Raw genomic sequence first — 17,191 nt, 5'->3', positions numbered from 1 at the left:
CACTTCCGCCGGGAAGTGCCAGGTTGATGTGGAGATACGCGTCAGATTACCACTCGAAGATCTTCCAGGACGGAATCAGCATGTCCGGTTGGTCGGAACGAATGAAATTGCCATCAGAGCCATCGGCGCGTACCAGAAAATAAGGCTTGCCGTTTTTCGGCGTGATCTTGATCGCATACAGGAAGCCGTTCTGGCGGTATTCCTGGATGGTTTTATCGCCTTCCGTGCGAATGGTCACCTCGGGATCTGCCGAGGGGGCGTCTTCCGCCGCCAGGGTGACGACTGGCATGGTTGCCATCAGGCCGAGCAGTAACAGGCGATTGAGTGTACGCATGATAACCTTGTCCCTTTGTCGTCATTGATCCGGCTATTCTAGCTCCGGACCCGCCGAAAAGGTTGATTCTGCTCATGAGCCAAGCGCCCCTCGTCCTGGTGGACGGTTCCTCCTACCTCTACCGCGCCTTCCACGCGCTGCCGCCGTTGACCACCTCCAAGGGCATGCCCACCGGCGCGGTCAAGGGTGTGCTGAACATGCTCAAGAGCCTGCGCAAGCAATACCCCGACAGCCTGTTCGCGGTGGTCTTCGACGCCAAGGGCGGCACCTTCCGCGATGCCATGTTCGCCGAGTACAAAGCCAACCGCCCAAGCATGCCGGACGACCTGCGTGTGCAGGTCGAGCCGCTGCACGCTAGCGTCAAGGCGCTGGGCTACCCGCTGCTGTGCGTCGAAGGCGTAGAGGCCGACGACGTGATCGGTACCCTGGCGCGCAGCAGTGCAGCCCAGGGGCGGCCAGTCATCATCTCGACCGGTGACAAGGACATGGCGCAGTTGGTGGACGGCCACGTAACACTGGTCAACACCATGACCGGCAGCGTGATGGACGTCGCTGGCGTGCACGAGAAATTCGGCGTTGGCCCGGAACACATCATCGATTTCCTTGCCCTGATGGGCGACAAGGTCGACAACATCCCGGGCGTACCCGGTGTTGGCGAAAAAACCGCAGTAGGCTTGCTGACGGGTATCGGCGGTGGCCTGAGCGACCTGTACGCCAACCTCGACAAGGTGCCGACGCTGGCCATCCGTGGCGCCAAGACCCTGCCGGCCAAGCTGGAAGAGCACCGCGACGCGGCGTTCCTGTCCTACGAGCTGGCGACCATCAAGCTCGACGTGCCGCTGGATATCGAAGTGGATGCGCTGGTGTGTGGCGAGCCAGACCACGAAGCGCTGCTGGCGCTGTACAACGAAATGGAATTCAAAAGCTGGGTTGCCGACGTACAGCGCGACGCCGCCAGGGCTGGCGCTGAGATTGCCCCGGCCGAGGCGCCTGCGGAAAAGGTCGAGCCGAAGTACGAGACCATTCTCGACCAGGCACGCTTTGATGCCTGGCTCGAAAAGCTGCGCCAGGCGCCGCTGTTCGCCTTCGACACCGAGACCACCAGCCTGGATGCGCAACAGGCGCAACTGGTTGGCCTGTCCTTCGCTGTACAAGCCCATGAAGCGGCCTATGTACCGTTGGCCCACGACTACGAAGGGGCTCCTGTTCAACTGGACCGTGAAGCCGTGCTGCTGGCCCTGAAGCCGCTGCTGGAAGACTCGGCCAAGGCCAAGGTCGGGCAGAACGCCAAGTACGACATCAACATCCTCGCCAATGGCTCGCCGGCCATCCAGATGCAGGGCGTGGCCTACGACACCATGCTCGAGTCGTACGTGCTCAACTCCACCGCCACCCGTCACGACATGGACAGCCTGGCGCAGAAGTACCTCGACCACGCCACCATCTCGTTCGAGGACATCGCCGGCAAGGGCGCCAAGCAGCTGACCTTCAACCAGATTCACCTGGACAAGGCCGGCCCGTACGCGGCCGAGGATGCCGACATCACCCTGCGCCTGCACCAGGCCCTGCAGGCCCGCCTGGCGCAGACGCCGAGCGTGCAGCCGGTGCTGATGGACATCGAGATGCCGCTGGTGCCGGTGCTGGCCAAGATCGAGCGCCAGGGTGCGCTGGTCGATGCTGCGTTGCTGCAGGTGCAAAGCGGTGAGCTGGGCGTGAAAATGGCCGACCTCGAGCGCCGCGCCTACGAGCTGGCTGGCGAAGTATTCAACCTTGGCTCGCCCAAGCAGCTAGGCTCGATCCTTTACGACAAGCTCGGCATGCCCGTGCTGAGCAAGACCGCCAAGGGGCAGCCGTCGACGGCCGAAGCGGTACTCGACGAACTGGCCGAACAAGGCTACCCGCTGCCCGAGGTACTGATGCAGTACCGCAGCCTGAGCAAGCTCAAGAGCACCTACACCGACAAGCTACCGGGGCAGATCAACCCGCGCACTGGGCGCATCCACACGTCTTACCAGCAGGCCGTGGCTGCCACCGGGCGTTTGTCGTCGAGCGACCCGAACCTGCAGAACATTCCTATCCGCACCGCCGAGGGCCGGCGCATTCGCCAGGCCTTTGTCGCCAGCCCAGGCTACAAGCTGCTGGCGGCGGACTATTCGCAGATCGAGCTGCGTATCATGGCCCACCTGGCCAAGGATGAAGGCTTGCTGCACGCCTTCCGCAATGACCTGGACGTGCACCGCGCCACTGCCGCAGAAGTGTTCGGCGTGGCCCTGGAAGCGGTCACCACCGACCAGCGCCGCAGCGCCAAGGCCATCAACTTCGGCCTGATCTACGGCATGAGCGCCTTTGGCCTGGCCAAGCAGATCGGCGTCGATCGCAAGCAGTCGCAGGATTACATCGACCGCTACTTCGCCCGTTACCCAGGCGTGCTGGCCTACATGGAGCGCACCCGCGCCCAGGCCGCCGAGCAAGGTTTCGTCGAGACCCTGTTCGGCCGCCGCCTGTACCTGCCGGACATCAACGCGAAGAACCCGGCCCTGCGTAAGGGCGCCGAGCGCACGGCGATCAACGCGCCGATGCAGGGTACCGCCGCCGACATCATCAAGCGGGCGATGGTCAACGTGGACAACTGGCTGAGCGAGAGCGGGCTGGACGCCCGGGTGATCCTGCAAGTGCACGATGAACTGGTGCTCGAAGTGCGTGAAGACCTGCTCGAGCAGGTGAAAGATGAAATCCGCACGCACATGAGCCGTGCCGCGCAACTGGATGTGCCGCTGCTGGTTGAAGTGGGTGTTGGCTCGAATTGGGACGAAGCTCACTGATTGAGCTGCGAAACCTGTGTAGGATCTGCGACGTAGCGACGCGGATCCTGGCATGGCTCGATGCTATTAGTTCTACGGTTTCATGAAACTATCGCAAATAGTTTTGAGGGCTTCGGAACTAAAACGGTGAAGTGGAACTCAGAGTAACTGAATGGCTGGTGAAGCCCTTCGATGCTCCTATGTTGTGTTAAGTGTTGGCAGATACCTGGACCCCGCCCTAGCGGTCCAGACTTGGACCCCGAACTTCCCCCTCCCCATACGAAGTCCGGGGTTTTTTTTGCCCGGAATTTGACCTCGGGCCTGTGGGCAAGCCCGCTCCCACAGGCAACAGGTCATGCCCTCAGGCTGCTGGCTTGTCTTCCAGCTCCATCCAACCCGCCAGCACGCGGTAGGCCTCTTCGAGCCCCAAACGCTTGGGTGCAGAGAACAGCTGGATGGTCACGCCATCCCCCCAACCCTTGCGGATTTCCGACTGCACCTTGAGCAGGGTGTTCTTGCCAGCGCCATGGGTCAGCTTGTCGGCCTTGGTCAGCAGGATGTGCATCGGCATGCCGCTGGCGCGGGCCCAGTCGAGCATCATCTTGTCGAAGTCGGTCATCGGGTGGCGCACGTCCATCATCAGGATCACGCCGCGCAGGCACTCGCGGCTGCCCAGGTAGGCCTCCAGGTGGCGCTGCCAGTGCTGCTTGAGCGGGATCGGGACTTTTGCATATCCGTAGCCCGGCAGGTCGACCAATCGCCGTTCATCGTCCAGACTGAAGAAATTCAACAGCTGGGTGCGCCCTGGGGTTTTCGAGGTACGCGCCAGGCTGGCATGAGTCAGGGTGTTGAGGGCGCTGGATTTGCCGGCGTTGGAACGGCCGGCGAAAGCCACCTCGTAACCCTGGTCGTCCGGGCATTGTTCGACCTTGGCAGCGCTGAGGGCGAATGTGGCTTTCTGGCAGAGGCCGAGGATGGGGTTCTTGACTTGCATGGGATATCCGATGTGGGTGTTGCCAAAGCCTAGGCTGGCAAGCGGTGTCGTTTCCGTTTGGATGGCGGAAGTATATAATGCCCCAGTTTTTGTGTGCTCATTATCCCAGCGAAGGAGAATGGGCATGGGGTGTCGAACAATAGCTCGCGCATCAGAACGCAGCGCGTCCCCCAACCCTGTCAGGTCGTTCCGCATGGCGAAATGGCTGCTAGCTGTCGGTATGTTCCTGCCGTTTTTCAGCGCACAGGCTACACAGGATCCCGAGGCGTTGTACAACCGCACGTGTGCGGCCTGTCACGCCGGGCAGTTGCCACAGGCGCCCAAGAGGGGTGACCGGGCAGCCTGGGAGCCAAGGCTGGCGCAAGGCATGGAGGTACTCATGGCGCATGTGACTCAGGGTTTCAAGGCTATGCCGCCGCGTGGATTGTGCATGGACTGCAGTGCCGAGGACTACCGTTTGGTCATCCTTTGGATGAGCGGCAGTCCCGATACATAACATTTCACCCTTAGCCGTGTTGGATTAGCTGATGAACAAACTAGTCGTGAGTCTGCTGTTGACCATGGGTGTCGCAGGTGCGGCCACTGCTGCGGAACCTATCAAAGGCGATGCCGCCGCCGGCCAGGCCAAGACTGCCGTCTGTGGTGCCTGCCACAACCCCGACGGCAATAGCCTGGCGCCGAACTTCCCGAAACTGGCCGGCCAGGGCCAGCGTTACCTGGAAAAACAACTGCACGAAATCAAGTCGGGCAAGCGCGTCGTGCTGGAGATGACCGGCATGCTGGCCAATTTCAATGATCAGGACCTCGCCGACATTGCCGCCTACTTCTCCAGCCAGAAAGGCAGCGTTGGCGCCGCCGATCCCAAGCTGGTCGAACGTGGCCGTGCCTTGTTCAACGGCGGCGACCTGGAAAAAGGCATGCCCGCCTGTACCGGCTGCCACTCGCCCAATGGCGCCGGCATCGCCCTCGCCGGTTTCCCGCACCTGGGCGGGCAGCACTCGCAGTACGTGACCAAGCAACTCACGGACTTCCGCGAAGGCAACCGCACCAACGACGGTGACGCGATGACCATGCGCACCATTGCCGGCAAGCTGAGCAACCACGACATCGAAGCGTTGGCCAGCTACATCCAGGGCCTGCATTAACATTCGGTTAATGCTGCACGCTAAAGATGAAAGGGCGGCGCGGACCGCCCTTTTTTCAGTCCGCAGCCGGTACACTACAGAACTCGGGCCCTTCCCGACCTGTCTCAATACAGGTCGCGTCGAGGCGACCAATGACTGCTCAGGAGTAAAGCATGCGTAAACTGATTCTCAGCGCTGCGCTGGTCGCCGCCAGCGTATTCGGTATGGCCGCCGTTCAGGCTGCGGAGCCTGCTACGGCCGGCAAGGAATACCTCGAGCTGAGCAACCCTGTTCCGGTATCCGTCCCTGGCAAGATCGAAGTGGTCGAGCTGTTCTGGTACGGCTGCCCTCACTGCTACCACTTCGAGCCGGTGATCAACCCATGGGTCGAGAAGCTGCCCAAGGACGTCAACTTCAAGCGCGTGCCTGCCATGTTCGGCGGCCCGTGGGATGCCCACGGCCAGATGTTCCTGACCCTCGAAGCCATGGGTGTGGAGCACAAGGTTCACGCGGCAGTGTTCGATGCCATTCAGAACAAGCGCATGCGCCTGACCAAACCTGACGAGATGGCCGACTTCCTCGCCACTCAAGGCGTGGACAAGGACAAGTTCCTCGCCACCTTCAACTCCTTCGCCATCAAAGGCCAGGTCAACCAGGCCAAGGAACTGGCGAAGAAGTACGAAATCACCGGCGTACCGAGCATGGTCGTCAACGGCAAGTACCGCTTCGACCTTGGCACCGCTCAAGGCCCGGAAGGCGTGCTGAACGTTGCCGACCAGCTGATCGAGAAGGAGCGCGCCGCTAAGTAAGCGGCGAACCCCATGCGCCGCTTCAGAACCGCGCGTGGCATTGGCCTGCATGAGCCGCAGGTCAACGAGCACCTTCTGCAGGCCAACGGCCTGCCGGAAGATGGTCGCCTGCGGCTGCTGAGCTTCAATATTCAGGTCGGCATCAGTACCGAGCGTTATCGCCATTACCTGACCCGCAGCTGGCAGCATCTGCTGCCACACACCGGGCGTGCCGGCAACCTGCAGAAAATCGGCGACCTGCTCAGCGACTTCGACCTGGTGGCCCTGCAGGAGGTCGACGGCGGCAGCCTGCGCTCGGGCTACGTCAATCAGGTGGAGCACCTGGCCCATCTGGGCGGCTTCCCCTACTGGTACCAGCAGCTCAACCGCAACCTCGGGCGCTTTGCCCAGCACAGCAATGGCGTGCTCAGCCGCCTCAAGCCGCAACTGCTTGAAGACCACCCGTTGCCGGGCCCTGCTGGACGCGGCGCGATCCTTGTGCGCTTCGGCGAGGGCGAGGATGCGCTGATCGTGGTCATGATGCACCTGGCGCTCGGTGCCAAGACCCGCGCTCGCCAACTGGCCTACATTCGTGAGCTGATTGGCGGCTATCGCCATCAGGTGTTGATGGGCGACATGAACACCCATGCCAACGACCTGCTCGACCACTCTCCCCTGCGCGATCTGGGCCTGATCGCACCCCAGGTCGAAGCCACGTTTCCCAGCTGGCGCCCGCAACGTTGCCTGGACCATATCCTGCTCAGCCCAAGCCTGACCCTGGAACGCGTCGAGGTGCTGGCGCAGCCGATTTCCGACCATCTTCCGGTTGCCGTAGAGATCCGATTGCCTGATGCACTGACTGTGGATACGCTGCCGGTCTTGAGTTAGATCAGCAGGCGTGTAGCCGAGCCCTCAAGTGTTCGAGCAGCGCGCCGACAGCGTGTCATTACAGCCCAATAAATAGATGCATCACCCGTCGCGGATCCAGGCATGACCGAAGAAGCCGAGCGCTGGAAAGAAAAATACCTTAAAAGCATCGAACAGCAGGAAAAGCTCGAACGTCGCTGGAATGCGCGCCTCGACCTGCTGCGCCGAGGCCTGGTGCGCAGTACCTTGGCCGCTGAAGGCAGCGACAAGGTGGTGGACCAGTGCATGAAGGAAATGCGCGAGGTCATCCGCAGCGACAATATGGACGCCGGCCTGGCCGGGTTGATCCCGCGCCTGGAACAGGCCGTGCTGGATTCCGAGCAGCGCCGCGAAACCCGCATGACTCAGGTCAGCGATGCGCTGACCGCGCTGGTTACCCAACTGCAAAGCCTGCCGCTGCCGGGGGAAGTTTCGCGCCCGCTGAAAAAACTGGCGAAGAAGCTTGATGGTGGGGTCAGCCAATCGCGCGAATTACCACCACTGCTGGGTGAGCTCAGCGGGCTGCAGGGGCGCGCGCTTTCGTCGTTGGACAGGCCGGATGAAGACGCCAGGCCGGGCTTCTTGCAGCGCTTGTTTGGTAATCGTGACAGCGAGCAGCAGGCTGAAACTGCACCAGAACCGGCACCTGTGCCGGCAGTCGCACAGGCTGAACCGCAGCCACTGCCGGATGGGCCCGTGCTGGTGGACTTGCCGCCACGGGATGTCGACGAATTGCGCCCGCTGGCAGAGCCAGCCGTTGCTGAGCACGCCACTGAAGCGCCAGAAACCCCCGTTGTCGAGCTGCCGGTAATCGTAGACGCCGAGCCCGAGCCGCAGCCGTCGGCCCATGTCGAAGCCCTCGAGGCGGCACCTGCACATACCGATAAGCCGCTGCCTTGGGCAGCCGAGCCAGAGCCGCCTAGTCAGCCCGATGAGCCGCCAGCCCAACCTGACGCGCTGGTGCCCCTCGAGGAAACCTTCGGCGAAGACGGCCCCTACTCGCTTCCCGACGCGGTCGAACCGCCCTACAGCCAGGTTGCCGCGCACATCGAGCAAACCCTGATCGGCCTGCTTGATGACCTCAGCCTGCCGGAGCGCCACAAAGCCCAGGCGCTGGAGATGCGCGAGCGCGTCGCACGCGGGCTGAACTGGTACGAGCTGATCCCGGTCCTCGATGACCTGGCCGTGCTCATGCTGGCGATCACCGACAGTGGCCAGCATGAATTCGAGACCTATCTGCAGCAACTCAACGAGCGCCTTGAAGGCTTCCAGAGCCACCTGCTTGAAGCCAGCGCCGGGCATGCCGACAACACTACCGCCGCCCGTGAGCTGGACAGCCAGTTGCGTGAACAGGTCGATGGCCTGCAGAGCAGCGTGCAGGGCGCGGCCGATGTGGACAGCCTCAAGCACATTCTGGAAAACCGCCTGGAAGGGCTGCTGGGGACGATGGACGAGCACCAGCATGCGCGTGACCGCCGCGAGCAGGAGCTTGCCGGGCGCCTGCAAGGGTTGGCCGAGCGGGTAGCGAGCATGGAGCAGGAGGCCCTCGGTTACCGCGAGCACCTTGAGGAACAGCGGCAGAAGGCCCTGATCGACCCGCTGACCGGCCTGCCCAACCGGGCGGCCTGGACCGAGCAGGTCGAGCGCGAAATGCTTGACTGGCAGGAGAACGGTGGCCACTTGGCAATGGCGATTCTCGACCTGGACCACTTCAAGCGCATCAATGACGGTTATGGCCATCTGGCTGGCGACAAGGTGTTGAAGATCGTTGCCGACCAACTGCGCAAGCGCCTGCGTGCGCGCGACTTCATCGCCCGGTTTGGTGGGGAAGAATTTGTTCTGTTACTGCCGCAGACATCACCGGCCGCCGCTGCTCAGGTCGCCGAAGTGCTGCGCGCTGCCATCGAGGCCTGCCCGTTCCACTTCAAGGGTGAGCGGGTGGTGATCACCGCGTCCATCGGCTTGGGCACATTCCGCTCAGGCGAGCGTGGTGACCAGGTGCTCAAGCGTGCCGATGCGGCGCTGTATCGGGCTAAGGACCTGGGCCGTAACCGCGTGGAACAAAGCTGAACGGGTGGGCTGGGTGCGCATACGTTATGCTAATGCGTTACTGGCAAACCACCCTGGCTCCTCCCATGAAAGCGTTGTTTTCTGCATTTTTGCTGATCGTCCTGGCCGGCTGCTCGACCGGCCTGCGGATCGATCGCAACCACCCCTCGGCCAACCAAGACAACCGCATCCAGTTCGTAGTCCTGCATTACACCAACGCCTCCCTGGAGCGCTCGCTGGCGCTGCTCACCCAGGGTGAGGTCAGTGCGCATTACCTGATCGGCGATGGCCCGGCCACGGTCTACCAGCTGGTCGACGAGAGCCGTCGCGCCTGGCATGCCGGCGACAGCCAATGGGATGGGCGTACCTGGCTGAACTCAAGCTCCATCGGCATCGAGATCGTCAACCCAGGCTTCGACACCACCCCCAATGGCCGCGTCTGGTATCCCTACAGCGAAGCGCAGATCCAGTCGTTGATTGCGCTGCTGAAGGATATCGTCAAGCGTAACAACATCAACCCGCGCTACATCATCGGCCACAGCGACATCGCCCCTTTGCGCAAACTCGATCCCGGCCCCCTGTTCCCGTGGAAGCGCCTGGCCGATGCGGGGCTTGGCATCTGGCCCGATGCCAATGCCGTGGCGCGTCAGCAGGCGTACTTCAACGTCAATCCGCCGAGCATCGGCTGGTACCAGCAAGCACTGGCTCGCTTCGGCTATGCGGTCGAGCAGACCGGGCAGTTGGATGTCGCCACCCGCCACGTGATCGCGGCCTTCCAGATGCGCTTCCGGCCCCAGCGCTTCGACGGCACACCGGATGCCCAGACAGCGGCCATGCTGCAGGTGCTTAACAGCATGCGATAAGGTCATTCGTCAAACGACCGTGGCGATTCTCATTCCAGTTGCTATACCTTGTTAATCAACTGGATGCTGCCCATGTCGTCCCTGATAACTGCTCTGCGCCAATTTTTTTACCGCCCCTGGATGCTGGCCTCCTTGGCAGCGTTGGCCAGCGCCGCGGTGTTGCTGACCGCCAGCATCGGTATCGCCCTGCAGCAGATGAAGCAGAGCGAGAGCGCGCAGATGAATGCCCAGGGCGAGCGCTTTCTCGACCGCCTCGAACAGGTTTTCGGCCAGTTGCGTGAGGGCGTCGATGATTTGCAGGCACAGCCGCTGCGTGGTTGCAGCCCGGCGATGCTGGCCGAACTGCAGCAGGTCGGGCTAGGCTCACGCTTCATCTATGAAGCAGCTTATGTCGATGCCAGTGTCGCCTGCTCCAACCGCGGCGGGGCCAGGGCGTTCGTGCCCACGCGGGCTCCGGATATCCAGGGGCCGACCTACAGCTACTGGCTCAACACCACGACCGAACCCAACGAGAACCTCGCGGCGTTGATGCTTGCCCGGGGCAACTTCCTCGTTTCGACCTCGCGCGGTCATCTCACCGATGTGGTCGACCTGCCGCCGGGAGGCAGCTTGCTGGTGGTGCTCGACAATGGTGCTCGGGCGATCCCTGTGCTGGGCCCGCCGCAACCTTGGCCTCCGGCTACCGACTGGCCGCCGCCCAGCCAGGGTTCACTCTTTGAACTGCGTGACCGCCTTGTGTACCGCATGCCGACCAAATCGCCGGACTACCAACTGGTGCTGATCGCCCCGCGTGCCAGCCTGCCGCTGCGGATGAATGGCATGCTCTGGCTGCTGTTCCCCGGAAGCGTGCTGGCGGCCTGCTGCATCGGCTGGCTGGTGCTGCAGCTGATCCTGCAACGCCGCTCCATGAGCTCGGAGCTGCAAAATGCACTGCGCCGCGGCGAATTGCAGGTGCTGTACCAGCCGATCATGGAGCTCGACAGCCGGCGCTGCGTGGGGGCAGAGGCCCTGGTGCGCTGGCGGCGCCCGGATGGCACACTGACCAGCCCAGATTTGTTCATCCCGCTGGCGGAAAACACCGGGCAGATTCGCCAGATCACCGATTTTGTGCTGCAGCGTGTGCTGGAACAACTGGGCCAGCTACTGCGCTCGCACCGCAACCTGTATATCTCGGTGAACCTCGCCGCCTGTGATGTCATGGTGCCGCGCATTGGCCGGGTCGCGGCACGGCTGCTGGCGCTGCACCGGGTAGCGGCCAGCCAGATCGCCTTCGAAGTCACCGAGCGCGGGCTGATCGACGTGGTGGTAGCCCGTGACAACCTGCAGGCCCTGCGTTCGGTGGGGCACCAGGTGTTGATCGATGACTTCGGCACTGGCTACTGCAGCCTGGCCTACCTGCAAACCCTGCCGGTGGACTGCCTGAAAATCGACAAGGCTTTCATCGACGCACTGGGGCATGATGCCGCCAGCAGTGGCGTGGCCCCGCATATCATTCGCATGGCCCATGACCTGCATCTGCGGGTGATCGCCGAGGGCATCGAATGCGAAGCGCAGGCGGTACTGCTCAACAGCGAGGGCGTCAACTATGGCCAGGGCTGGCTGTTCGCCCATCCGCTCAATGCCCGGCAGTTCGTCGAGCTGGTGACGCGTGGGCGGCAGGTGCGCCGGCAGCGTATCGATGATGAGCCCTGATTGACCCTCAAGGGCAACGTATTTCCCTGTGGGAGCAACTGTCGTCTTGTGGAAGCTGGCCGTGCTCAGCGTCAGACCGGCAATGCCATGTAGAACTGCGTGCCCTGCCCTGGCCGGGAGAACACCCCCATGCGCCCGCCGTGCAGTTGCACGATCTCCTTGCACAACGCCAGGCCCAACCCGGCCCCACCTTTCTTACGCCCGACCTGCACGAAGGGCTCGAAGATGCGCCCCTGCTGCCCGTACGCAATGCCCTCGCCGTTGTCCTCGACACTGATGATCACCCGCTCCGCATGACGCCTGGCATGCAGGCGGATGCGACCACCGTTGGGGGTATGGCGAATGGCGTTGTGCAGCAGGTTGTCGAGCACGCGGTCGAGTTGGGCGATATCGGCCTGAATGCGTGGCAGCGGTGGCTCCAGCGCCATGATCAGGTCGATCTGCTTGACTGAGGCCTGTTCGCTGAAGCGCGTCTGGGCACGTTCGAGCAACTGGTCGATGGCGCACGGGGCGAGCTCTAGCTTTTGCAGCCCGCTTTGGTAGCGCGAGAAGTTGAGCAGGTCGTTGATCAACTGGGTCAGGCGCTGCATTTCTTCGCCGATGGTTTCGAGCAGGTCGTTCTCACGCGCCTCGGCGGGGAATTTCACGCGTTCGCGCAGCAAGCCGAAGGCCATGTGCATGCCGGTGACCGGCGTGCGCAGTTCATGCGAGGCCCGCAGCACGAACTCGCTGCGCACCCGCTCGAAGGCGCGCTGCTCGGTGACATCGTGCAGCACCATCACTGCGCCAAGAATCGGCCCTTGCGGATGGCTGACCGGGGTCAGGCTGTAGGTGAGCAAGCGTGACTCGTCCTCGACCTCGATGCTCAGGTCGTCAGGCGGGCGATCCAGGCTGCCGCCCCGCAACACCTGGCGCAGCTGCTGCTCCAGCTCTGGGCGTTGCAGGGCTTCGGCCAGGGTGCTGCCGACGCGACTGTTACTCCAGCCGAGCTGGCGCTGGGCAACCGGGTTGAGGTGCTCGAGCTGGCCTTGGCGGTCGATGATGAGCAAGCCGTCATCGATGCTGTCGAGCACGGCCTGCAGGCGTTGCTGGCCAGCCAGCAGTTCATCGACATTCGTTGCCTGGTGTTTGCGCAGGGCGTCGGCCATCAGTCCGAAGCGCCGGGTCAGCTGATTGAGTTCGATGGCCTGGGTCACCGGCAAGGTGACGTCGAAGTCGCCCCGCCCCAGTTGGTCCGCGGCCTTGGCCAGGGCTTCGATGGGTTGGCCGAAGCGTCGGGCAATGTTGTGCGCCGTAATGAAACCCAGTACCAGCACCACCAGGCCCATCAGGCCCAGCACGCCGCTGACCAGCAAGGCGCGGTCACGGCTGTGTTCTTCGCTGCGGGTGATGTGGTCGAGGGCCTGCTTGTGGGAGTCGATCAGGTCGGTGCGGACTTGATTGAAGGCAGCCCCCAGCGGCTGATCGATGCCCATGCTGCGGGCCGGCGCCGGGCTGTCGCGGTAGGCCTGAAGGAACGTCTGGTAGTTGCTGCTGGCCTTGCTGAAGCCGGTGCGCTCGCCGCCGCTTTCCAGGCCCTGGTTGAGCAGGGTCTGGAAATTGTCCTGCAGCGCTAGCAAGCTTTGCGGGGCGGTGTCTTCGTCGAGGATCAACGTCAGTTGTTCGCCCAGGTTCTGCCGCAGTTTCAGGCCAACTTCCAGGGCGTGGGTGGTGTCGCGTACCGACTGTTGTTGAACCGTGGCCATCTGCAGCACGCTGAAAAGGCCCAGCATCAGGCCCAGCAGGGCGACGGTCACCAGCGCCGAAATGCTCAGGAAAAGCCGCGTGCGCAGCTTCATTTGCCATCTCATAAGTTGTACTGCTTACGCTTGCGGTACAGGGTCGAGGCATCGATGCCCAAGGTCTTGGCGGCTTGGTCGAGTGTGTCGCTGGCGGCCAGCACTGCGCCGATATGCGCGCGTTCCAGTTCATCCAGGCTCAGCGCCGCACCCACCCGCGGCGCTGAGCCCGCCGGTTGCTCGCCCATGCCCAGGTGGCTGATTTCCACGCGCTCCTGCGGGCAGATGATGCTGGCACGTTCGACCACGTTGCGCAGCTCGCGGATATTGCCCGGCCATCGGTAGTTGAGCAGCGCGGCGCGGGCTTCTTCGCTGAAGCCCCGCGCCGGGCGTGCGTATTCCTTGACGAAACGGGCGAGAAAGCGGTCGGCCAAGGTCAGGATGTCCTCACTGCGCTCGCGCAGCGGCGGCAAGTGCAGGGTGATGACGTTGAGGCGGTACAGCAGGTCTTCGCGGAAACGGCTTTCGCGGACCATCTCTTCCAGGTTCAGGTTGGTTGCCGCAAGGATGCGCACATCGGCGCGGCGGGTCACCGGGTCGCCGACCCGTTCGTACTCTTTATCCTGGATGAAACGCAGCAACTTGGGCTGCAAGGTCAGGGGGAAATCACCGATTTCATCGAGGAACAGCGTGCCGCCGTCGGCCTGGCTGACGCGGCCCAGCGTACTCTCGCTTGCGCCGGTGAAGGCGCCCCGGGTATGGCCGAACAGCTCGCTTTCCATCAGTTCGGCATTCAGCGACGGGCAGTTGATGGTCACGCAGGACTTGCGGGCGCGCTTGCTCCAGCTGTGAATGGCGCGGGCCAGTTCGCCCTTGCCGGTACCCGACTCACCCAGGATGAGGATGTTGGCATCGGTGGTGGCCACCTGGCGCGCAGTTTCCAGTACAGCCATCATCGCCGGGCTGTGCGAGTCGAGGCCGTCCTTGGGCTTGCGCACCTCGCCTTCCAAGGCTTCCAGGCGCGCCGACAGCTGGCGAACTTCCAGCTGCTTGGCGGTAGCCAGGCGCAGCTGGTCGGGGCTGCAAGGTTTGACCAGGTAATCGGCGGCACCGGCCTGGATGGCATCGACCGCGGTGTCGATCGCCGAATGCGCGGTAACGATCACCACCCGCATCCACGGCGCCTGGATGCGCATCTGGGCCAGCACATCCAGGCCGTTGTCCTCGCCCAGGCGCAGGTCGAGGAAGCACAGGTCGAATACCTGGCGCTGCAGCAAGGCATCAGCCTGGGCGGCGCTGTTGGCCGTGGCCACGTTGTAGCCTTCGTCTTCGAGGCAGTAGCGGAAGGTGCGCAGGATCGCGGACTCGTCATCGACCAGCAAAATGCGGCCTTGCTTGTCCTGGGCTGATTCCATTTCCTGCGCTCCTTTGGGATAGATCTTCATTTAGTGTGGGAAAAATCGGGCAAGTTGCATGGTCAATTCTGAAGGATTCTGTCCTTTGCATGCTAGCCAATGGCCAAATACTGCCGTGAAGCCGTGATATCTCGATGATTTTCTTAGAGCGGTGGGCTGGCACATTGGTTGCGACGATTTTCTGATTTTGCCTACAAAAGGAGTGCTGTCATGCCCTTTTCCATTCGAACGGCCGTGTTGACCGCCAGTTTGCTGTCCACTTGCGCACCCGTGTTCGCCGACCCGCTTCAGGACGCGCGCCTCGAAGGCTCTCTGCAAACAGCGCTGGCGCTCAACCGTATGCTCAACCCGTTTCGCATCGAGGTGCAGGTCGAGCAGCAACGCGCACGCCTGACGGGTGAGGTCGAGAACGAGGTCGAGCGCCAGTTGGCCGAGCATGTAGCCGAAGCCACGCGGGGTATCGAGCAGGTGGATAACCAGTTGCGGGTCAATGCCGGGCTGGTCGAGCGCCCGCTTGAATTGCGCGCGTACGCCCAGCGCCTGGAGGATGCCACCTTGGCAGCCGTGATCCGTGCACGGTTGCTATGGAGCCGCACGACGGAAAAGGCGGCCATCGAGGTGCAGAGCAGTGAGGGCGTGGTGACCCTGCGTGGCAAGGTCGACAGCGCCGAAGCCAAGGAGCTGGCGGGCGTGGTGGCACGCACCACCGATGGCGTGCACTTGGTCAACAACCTGGTCAGCCTGGATACCGCGGCAATGGCCAAGGCACGTGAAACGCCGGTCGGCGTGCCCACGGGGCCGCAGCCCAGTGACGGCTGGGTGGTCGACAAGATTCAAAACAGCTTCCGTTTCAGCCGCAACCTGGATGGCCTGAATATCAAGGTGGCCAGTACTGACGGCATGGTGCGGCTGTCGGGCGAGGTGGTCAGCAGTGAGCAGAAAAGCATTGCGGTCGAGGTCGCCCGGCAAATCATCGGTGTACGCGGTGTGGATGCCGACTTGCTCAAGGTGGCGACCAAGGTAGAAGGTTGAATCGTGCAATTCGCACGACGCCAGGGAGGGCATCGTGCAGGATACGTCCTTTCACGTTACTAGGCCGTTATCTAAAATATTGATTTATAAGGGTTTTATTTAAATCGAAAGGCTGGCATGCAGGCTGCAATTACCTGTTCAGGTTTGAATAGAAAAATTACAGCAGGAGAAGCCGGCATGAACCGCCAATCCGTCAACCGCTCGCAGATCGCCGCACTGCCCATGCGCCAGTTCCTGTTGCTCGGGATGGCGCTGTTGATGACATTGGCCGCAGGCCTCTTCTATTACAGCTGGCAGACCGCGCGACTGGCCGAGCAAGTTGCAGCGCAGACTGCGCTGCTGACGCAGATTCAGGCGACTCGTGCCAACACATTGGTAAAGGCAGCCGAACCGCTGCCTTCGGCCAACGCCTCGCCGGCCACCGTTGAAAACGTCGTGCCTCAGCAACGCTGGGTGTTCTAGGACGCTGCCGTTCAACACCGACCGGATCGATTTCAAAAAAGAAAGGAGAAGCATCATGCTGAGTTGGGCTATCACTTTCCTCATCATCGCCATTGTCGCCGCCGTATTGGGCTTCGGTGGTATCGCTGGCGCCGCTACGGGTATCGCGAAGATCCTGTTCATTGTCTTCCTGGTCCTGTTCGTAGCCTCCTTCTTCTTTGGACGTGGTCGAGGTTGAAGATGAGCAGGAAGCTTTGCAAAGCCTTGGCTGCCGCCCTGCTGTTGGGCGGTAGCACAGCGGCGATGGCGGCCAATGACGGCCAGGTTCGGGTCGACCAGTTGCTCGGCTCGGACCCTGAATACCGGGAAACCTGGCAGGACGCGCTCAAAGGCGAGGAACGCCTGCCAGAATGGGTGATCAACCTGACTGGCAGCGCCCAGGAGCAGATGTCGGCAGTGACCGAGGATGGCGACCAGTACCTGGTCGGGCCATTGTGCGAGTCTCAGGACAAGTGCACGTACAAACGCCTGGTCGTGGCGTTCAGTTGGGACAAGGACGATGCTTACGGGATGCTCGTGGAGGTACCCGAAGGCCTGCCGAGTGACAAGTCACCCACCCGCCACGCGCAGTACCGCTGGTTGGGTAAGCCGGACGATGGCATGAAGGCCATGTTGCAGGAGCAACTCAAGCGCGATCCGAACTGGTACTGAGCGTTACAGACGAGTGGTCGTGCACTGTCACGTAATAGAAGCGGAACCTTTTTATATTTCACGCTTCTATGATGCGCCGCCCCGAGGAGGGGTTGCACATGACCAAGGGGCCGGGCTGTTCTGATTGTTGCAGGATCGGAGTGGCCTAGGGGTACAGGGAGTGCCTCCAGCATTGGGCCGGGTCAGGAAAGGCAAAATCGGAAGTTTCAGGTCAGGCGTGTATTTTCATACATCAGCCGGGCCTGGCTTCCGAGGTGCCATTT

General features: G+C 62.4%; 15 protein-coding genes and 1 pseudogene. 12 read left to right on the top strand and 4 right to left on the bottom strand.

What is annotated here, in order from left to right:
• Positions 1 to 46 precede the first annotated feature (46 nt).
• The gene (locus ACIPIJ_RS14710; protein ID WP_401077652.1) at positions 47 to 334 is read right to left on the bottom strand and encodes a DUF2782 domain-containing protein; all 288 of its coding nucleotides are present in this window, start codon (positions 332 to 334) and stop codon (positions 47 to 49) included.
• A gap of 74 nt (positions 335 to 408) precedes the next feature.
• On the opposite strand from ACIPIJ_RS14710, the gene polA reads away from it, so the two are divergent.
• Positions 409 to 3,156 (top strand): DNA polymerase I, encoded by a 2,748-nt coding sequence (gene polA / locus ACIPIJ_RS14705; RefSeq protein WP_401077650.1) that lies wholly within the window; start codon positions 409 to 411, stop codon positions 3,154 to 3,156.
• 340 nt (positions 3,157 to 3,496) lie between these two features.
• Here the strand turns inward: polA and yihA are convergent, their stop codons facing one another.
• Positions 3,497 to 4,129 carry a ribosome biogenesis GTP-binding protein YihA/YsxC gene (yihA, locus tag ACIPIJ_RS14700; RefSeq protein ID WP_401077649.1) on the bottom strand — a complete coding sequence of 211 codons (633 nt, stop codon included), beginning with the start codon at positions 4,127 to 4,129 and terminating at the stop codon, positions 3,497 to 3,499.
• Positions 4,130 to 4,322: 193 nt separating this feature from the next.
• Between yihA and ACIPIJ_RS14695 the strand changes: the two genes are divergently transcribed.
• The 7 genes and pseudogenes from ACIPIJ_RS14695 (at position 4,323) to ACIPIJ_RS14665 (ending at position 11,551) form a co-directional block, all read left to right on the top strand.
• On the top strand, positions 4,323 to 4,625 hold the full coding sequence (locus tag ACIPIJ_RS14695) for a c-type cytochrome (RefSeq protein WP_400802562.1): 303 nt from the start codon (positions 4,323 to 4,325) through the stop codon (positions 4,623 to 4,625).
• 31 nt (positions 4,626 to 4,656) lie between these two features.
• Positions 4,657 to 5,274 (top strand): c-type cytochrome, encoded by a 618-nt coding sequence (locus ACIPIJ_RS14690; protein WP_401077647.1) that lies wholly within the window; start codon positions 4,657 to 4,659, stop codon positions 5,272 to 5,274.
• A 152-nt stretch (positions 5,275 to 5,426) separates the two neighbouring features.
• Positions 5,427 to 6,062, top strand: coding sequence for a thiol:disulfide interchange protein DsbA (dsbA, locus tag ACIPIJ_RS14685; protein WP_401077645.1), 636 nt, complete (start codon positions 5,427 to 5,429; stop codon positions 6,060 to 6,062).
• Positions 6,063 to 6,096: 34 nt separating this feature from the next.
• A pseudogene (locus tag ACIPIJ_RS14680) lies at positions 6,097 to 6,929 on the top strand (endonuclease/exonuclease/phosphatase family protein).
• A 102-nt stretch (positions 6,930 to 7,031) separates the two neighbouring features.
• Positions 7,032 to 9,017 (top strand): diguanylate cyclase, encoded by a 1,986-nt coding sequence (locus tag ACIPIJ_RS14675; protein WP_401077643.1) that lies wholly within the window; start codon positions 7,032 to 7,034, stop codon positions 9,015 to 9,017.
• Between the two features lie 65 nt (positions 9,018 to 9,082).
• Positions 9,083 to 9,859 (top strand): N-acetylmuramoyl-L-alanine amidase, encoded by a 777-nt coding sequence (locus ACIPIJ_RS14670; RefSeq protein ID WP_401077641.1) that lies wholly within the window; start codon positions 9,083 to 9,085, stop codon positions 9,857 to 9,859.
• Positions 9,860 to 9,931: 72 nt separating this feature from the next.
• Positions 9,932 to 11,551, top strand: a complete 1,620-nt coding sequence (locus ACIPIJ_RS14665) for an EAL domain-containing protein (RefSeq protein WP_401077640.1) — start codon at positions 9,932 to 9,934, stop codon at positions 11,549 to 11,551.
• 71 nt (positions 11,552 to 11,622) lie between these two features.
• Here ACIPIJ_RS14665 and ACIPIJ_RS14660 read toward each other — a convergent pair whose 3' ends face one another.
• Positions 11,623 to 13,401: a KinB sensor domain-containing domain gene (locus ACIPIJ_RS14660; protein WP_401077638.1), complete on the bottom strand. Its 1,779-nt coding sequence runs from the start codon at positions 13,399 to 13,401 to the stop codon at positions 11,623 to 11,625.
• Complete coding sequence (gene algB, locus ACIPIJ_RS14655) at positions 13,398 to 14,744, bottom strand: sigma-54-dependent response regulator transcription factor AlgB (protein WP_401077637.1); 1,347 nt, start codon at positions 14,742 to 14,744, stop codon at positions 13,398 to 13,400. The genes ACIPIJ_RS14660 and algB overlap by 4 nt, the downstream gene beginning before the upstream one ends.
• Positions 14,745 to 14,954: 210 nt before the next feature.
• Here algB and ACIPIJ_RS14650 point away from each other — a divergent pair, with 210 nt between their 5' ends.
• The 4 genes from ACIPIJ_RS14650 to ACIPIJ_RS14635 all read left to right on the top strand — a co-directional run bounded on the left by ACIPIJ_RS14650 (position 14,955) and on the right by ACIPIJ_RS14635 (position 16,928).
• Entirely contained in the window at positions 14,955 to 15,776 is an 822-nt protein-coding gene (locus tag ACIPIJ_RS14650; RefSeq protein WP_401077635.1) for a BON domain-containing protein, read from the top strand.
• A 177-nt stretch (positions 15,777 to 15,953) separates the two neighbouring features.
• Positions 15,954 to 16,238 carry a hypothetical protein gene (locus ACIPIJ_RS14645; RefSeq protein ID WP_401077633.1) on the top strand — a complete coding sequence of 95 codons (285 nt, stop codon included), beginning with the start codon at positions 15,954 to 15,956 and terminating at the stop codon, positions 16,236 to 16,238.
• A 55-nt stretch (positions 16,239 to 16,293) separates the two neighbouring features.
• The gene (locus tag ACIPIJ_RS14640; protein ID WP_003252966.1) at positions 16,294 to 16,455 is read left to right on the top strand and encodes a DUF1328 domain-containing protein; all 162 of its coding nucleotides are present in this window, start codon (positions 16,294 to 16,296) and stop codon (positions 16,453 to 16,455) included.
• Positions 16,456 to 16,457: 2 nt separating this feature from the next.
• On the top strand, positions 16,458 to 16,928 hold the full coding sequence (locus tag ACIPIJ_RS14635) for an inhibitor of vertebrate lysozyme family protein (protein ID WP_401077631.1): 471 nt from the start codon (positions 16,458 to 16,460) through the stop codon (positions 16,926 to 16,928).
• Positions 16,929 to 17,191 lie beyond the last annotated feature (263 nt).

This window comes from Pseudomonas sp. NPDC087185 (genome assembly GCF_044744955.1).
In the GTDB taxonomy this organism is placed as follows: Bacteria; Pseudomonadota; Gammaproteobacteria; order Pseudomonadales; family Pseudomonadaceae; genus Aquipseudomonas.
This window is presented reverse-complemented; position numbering and strand designations above follow the sequence as displayed.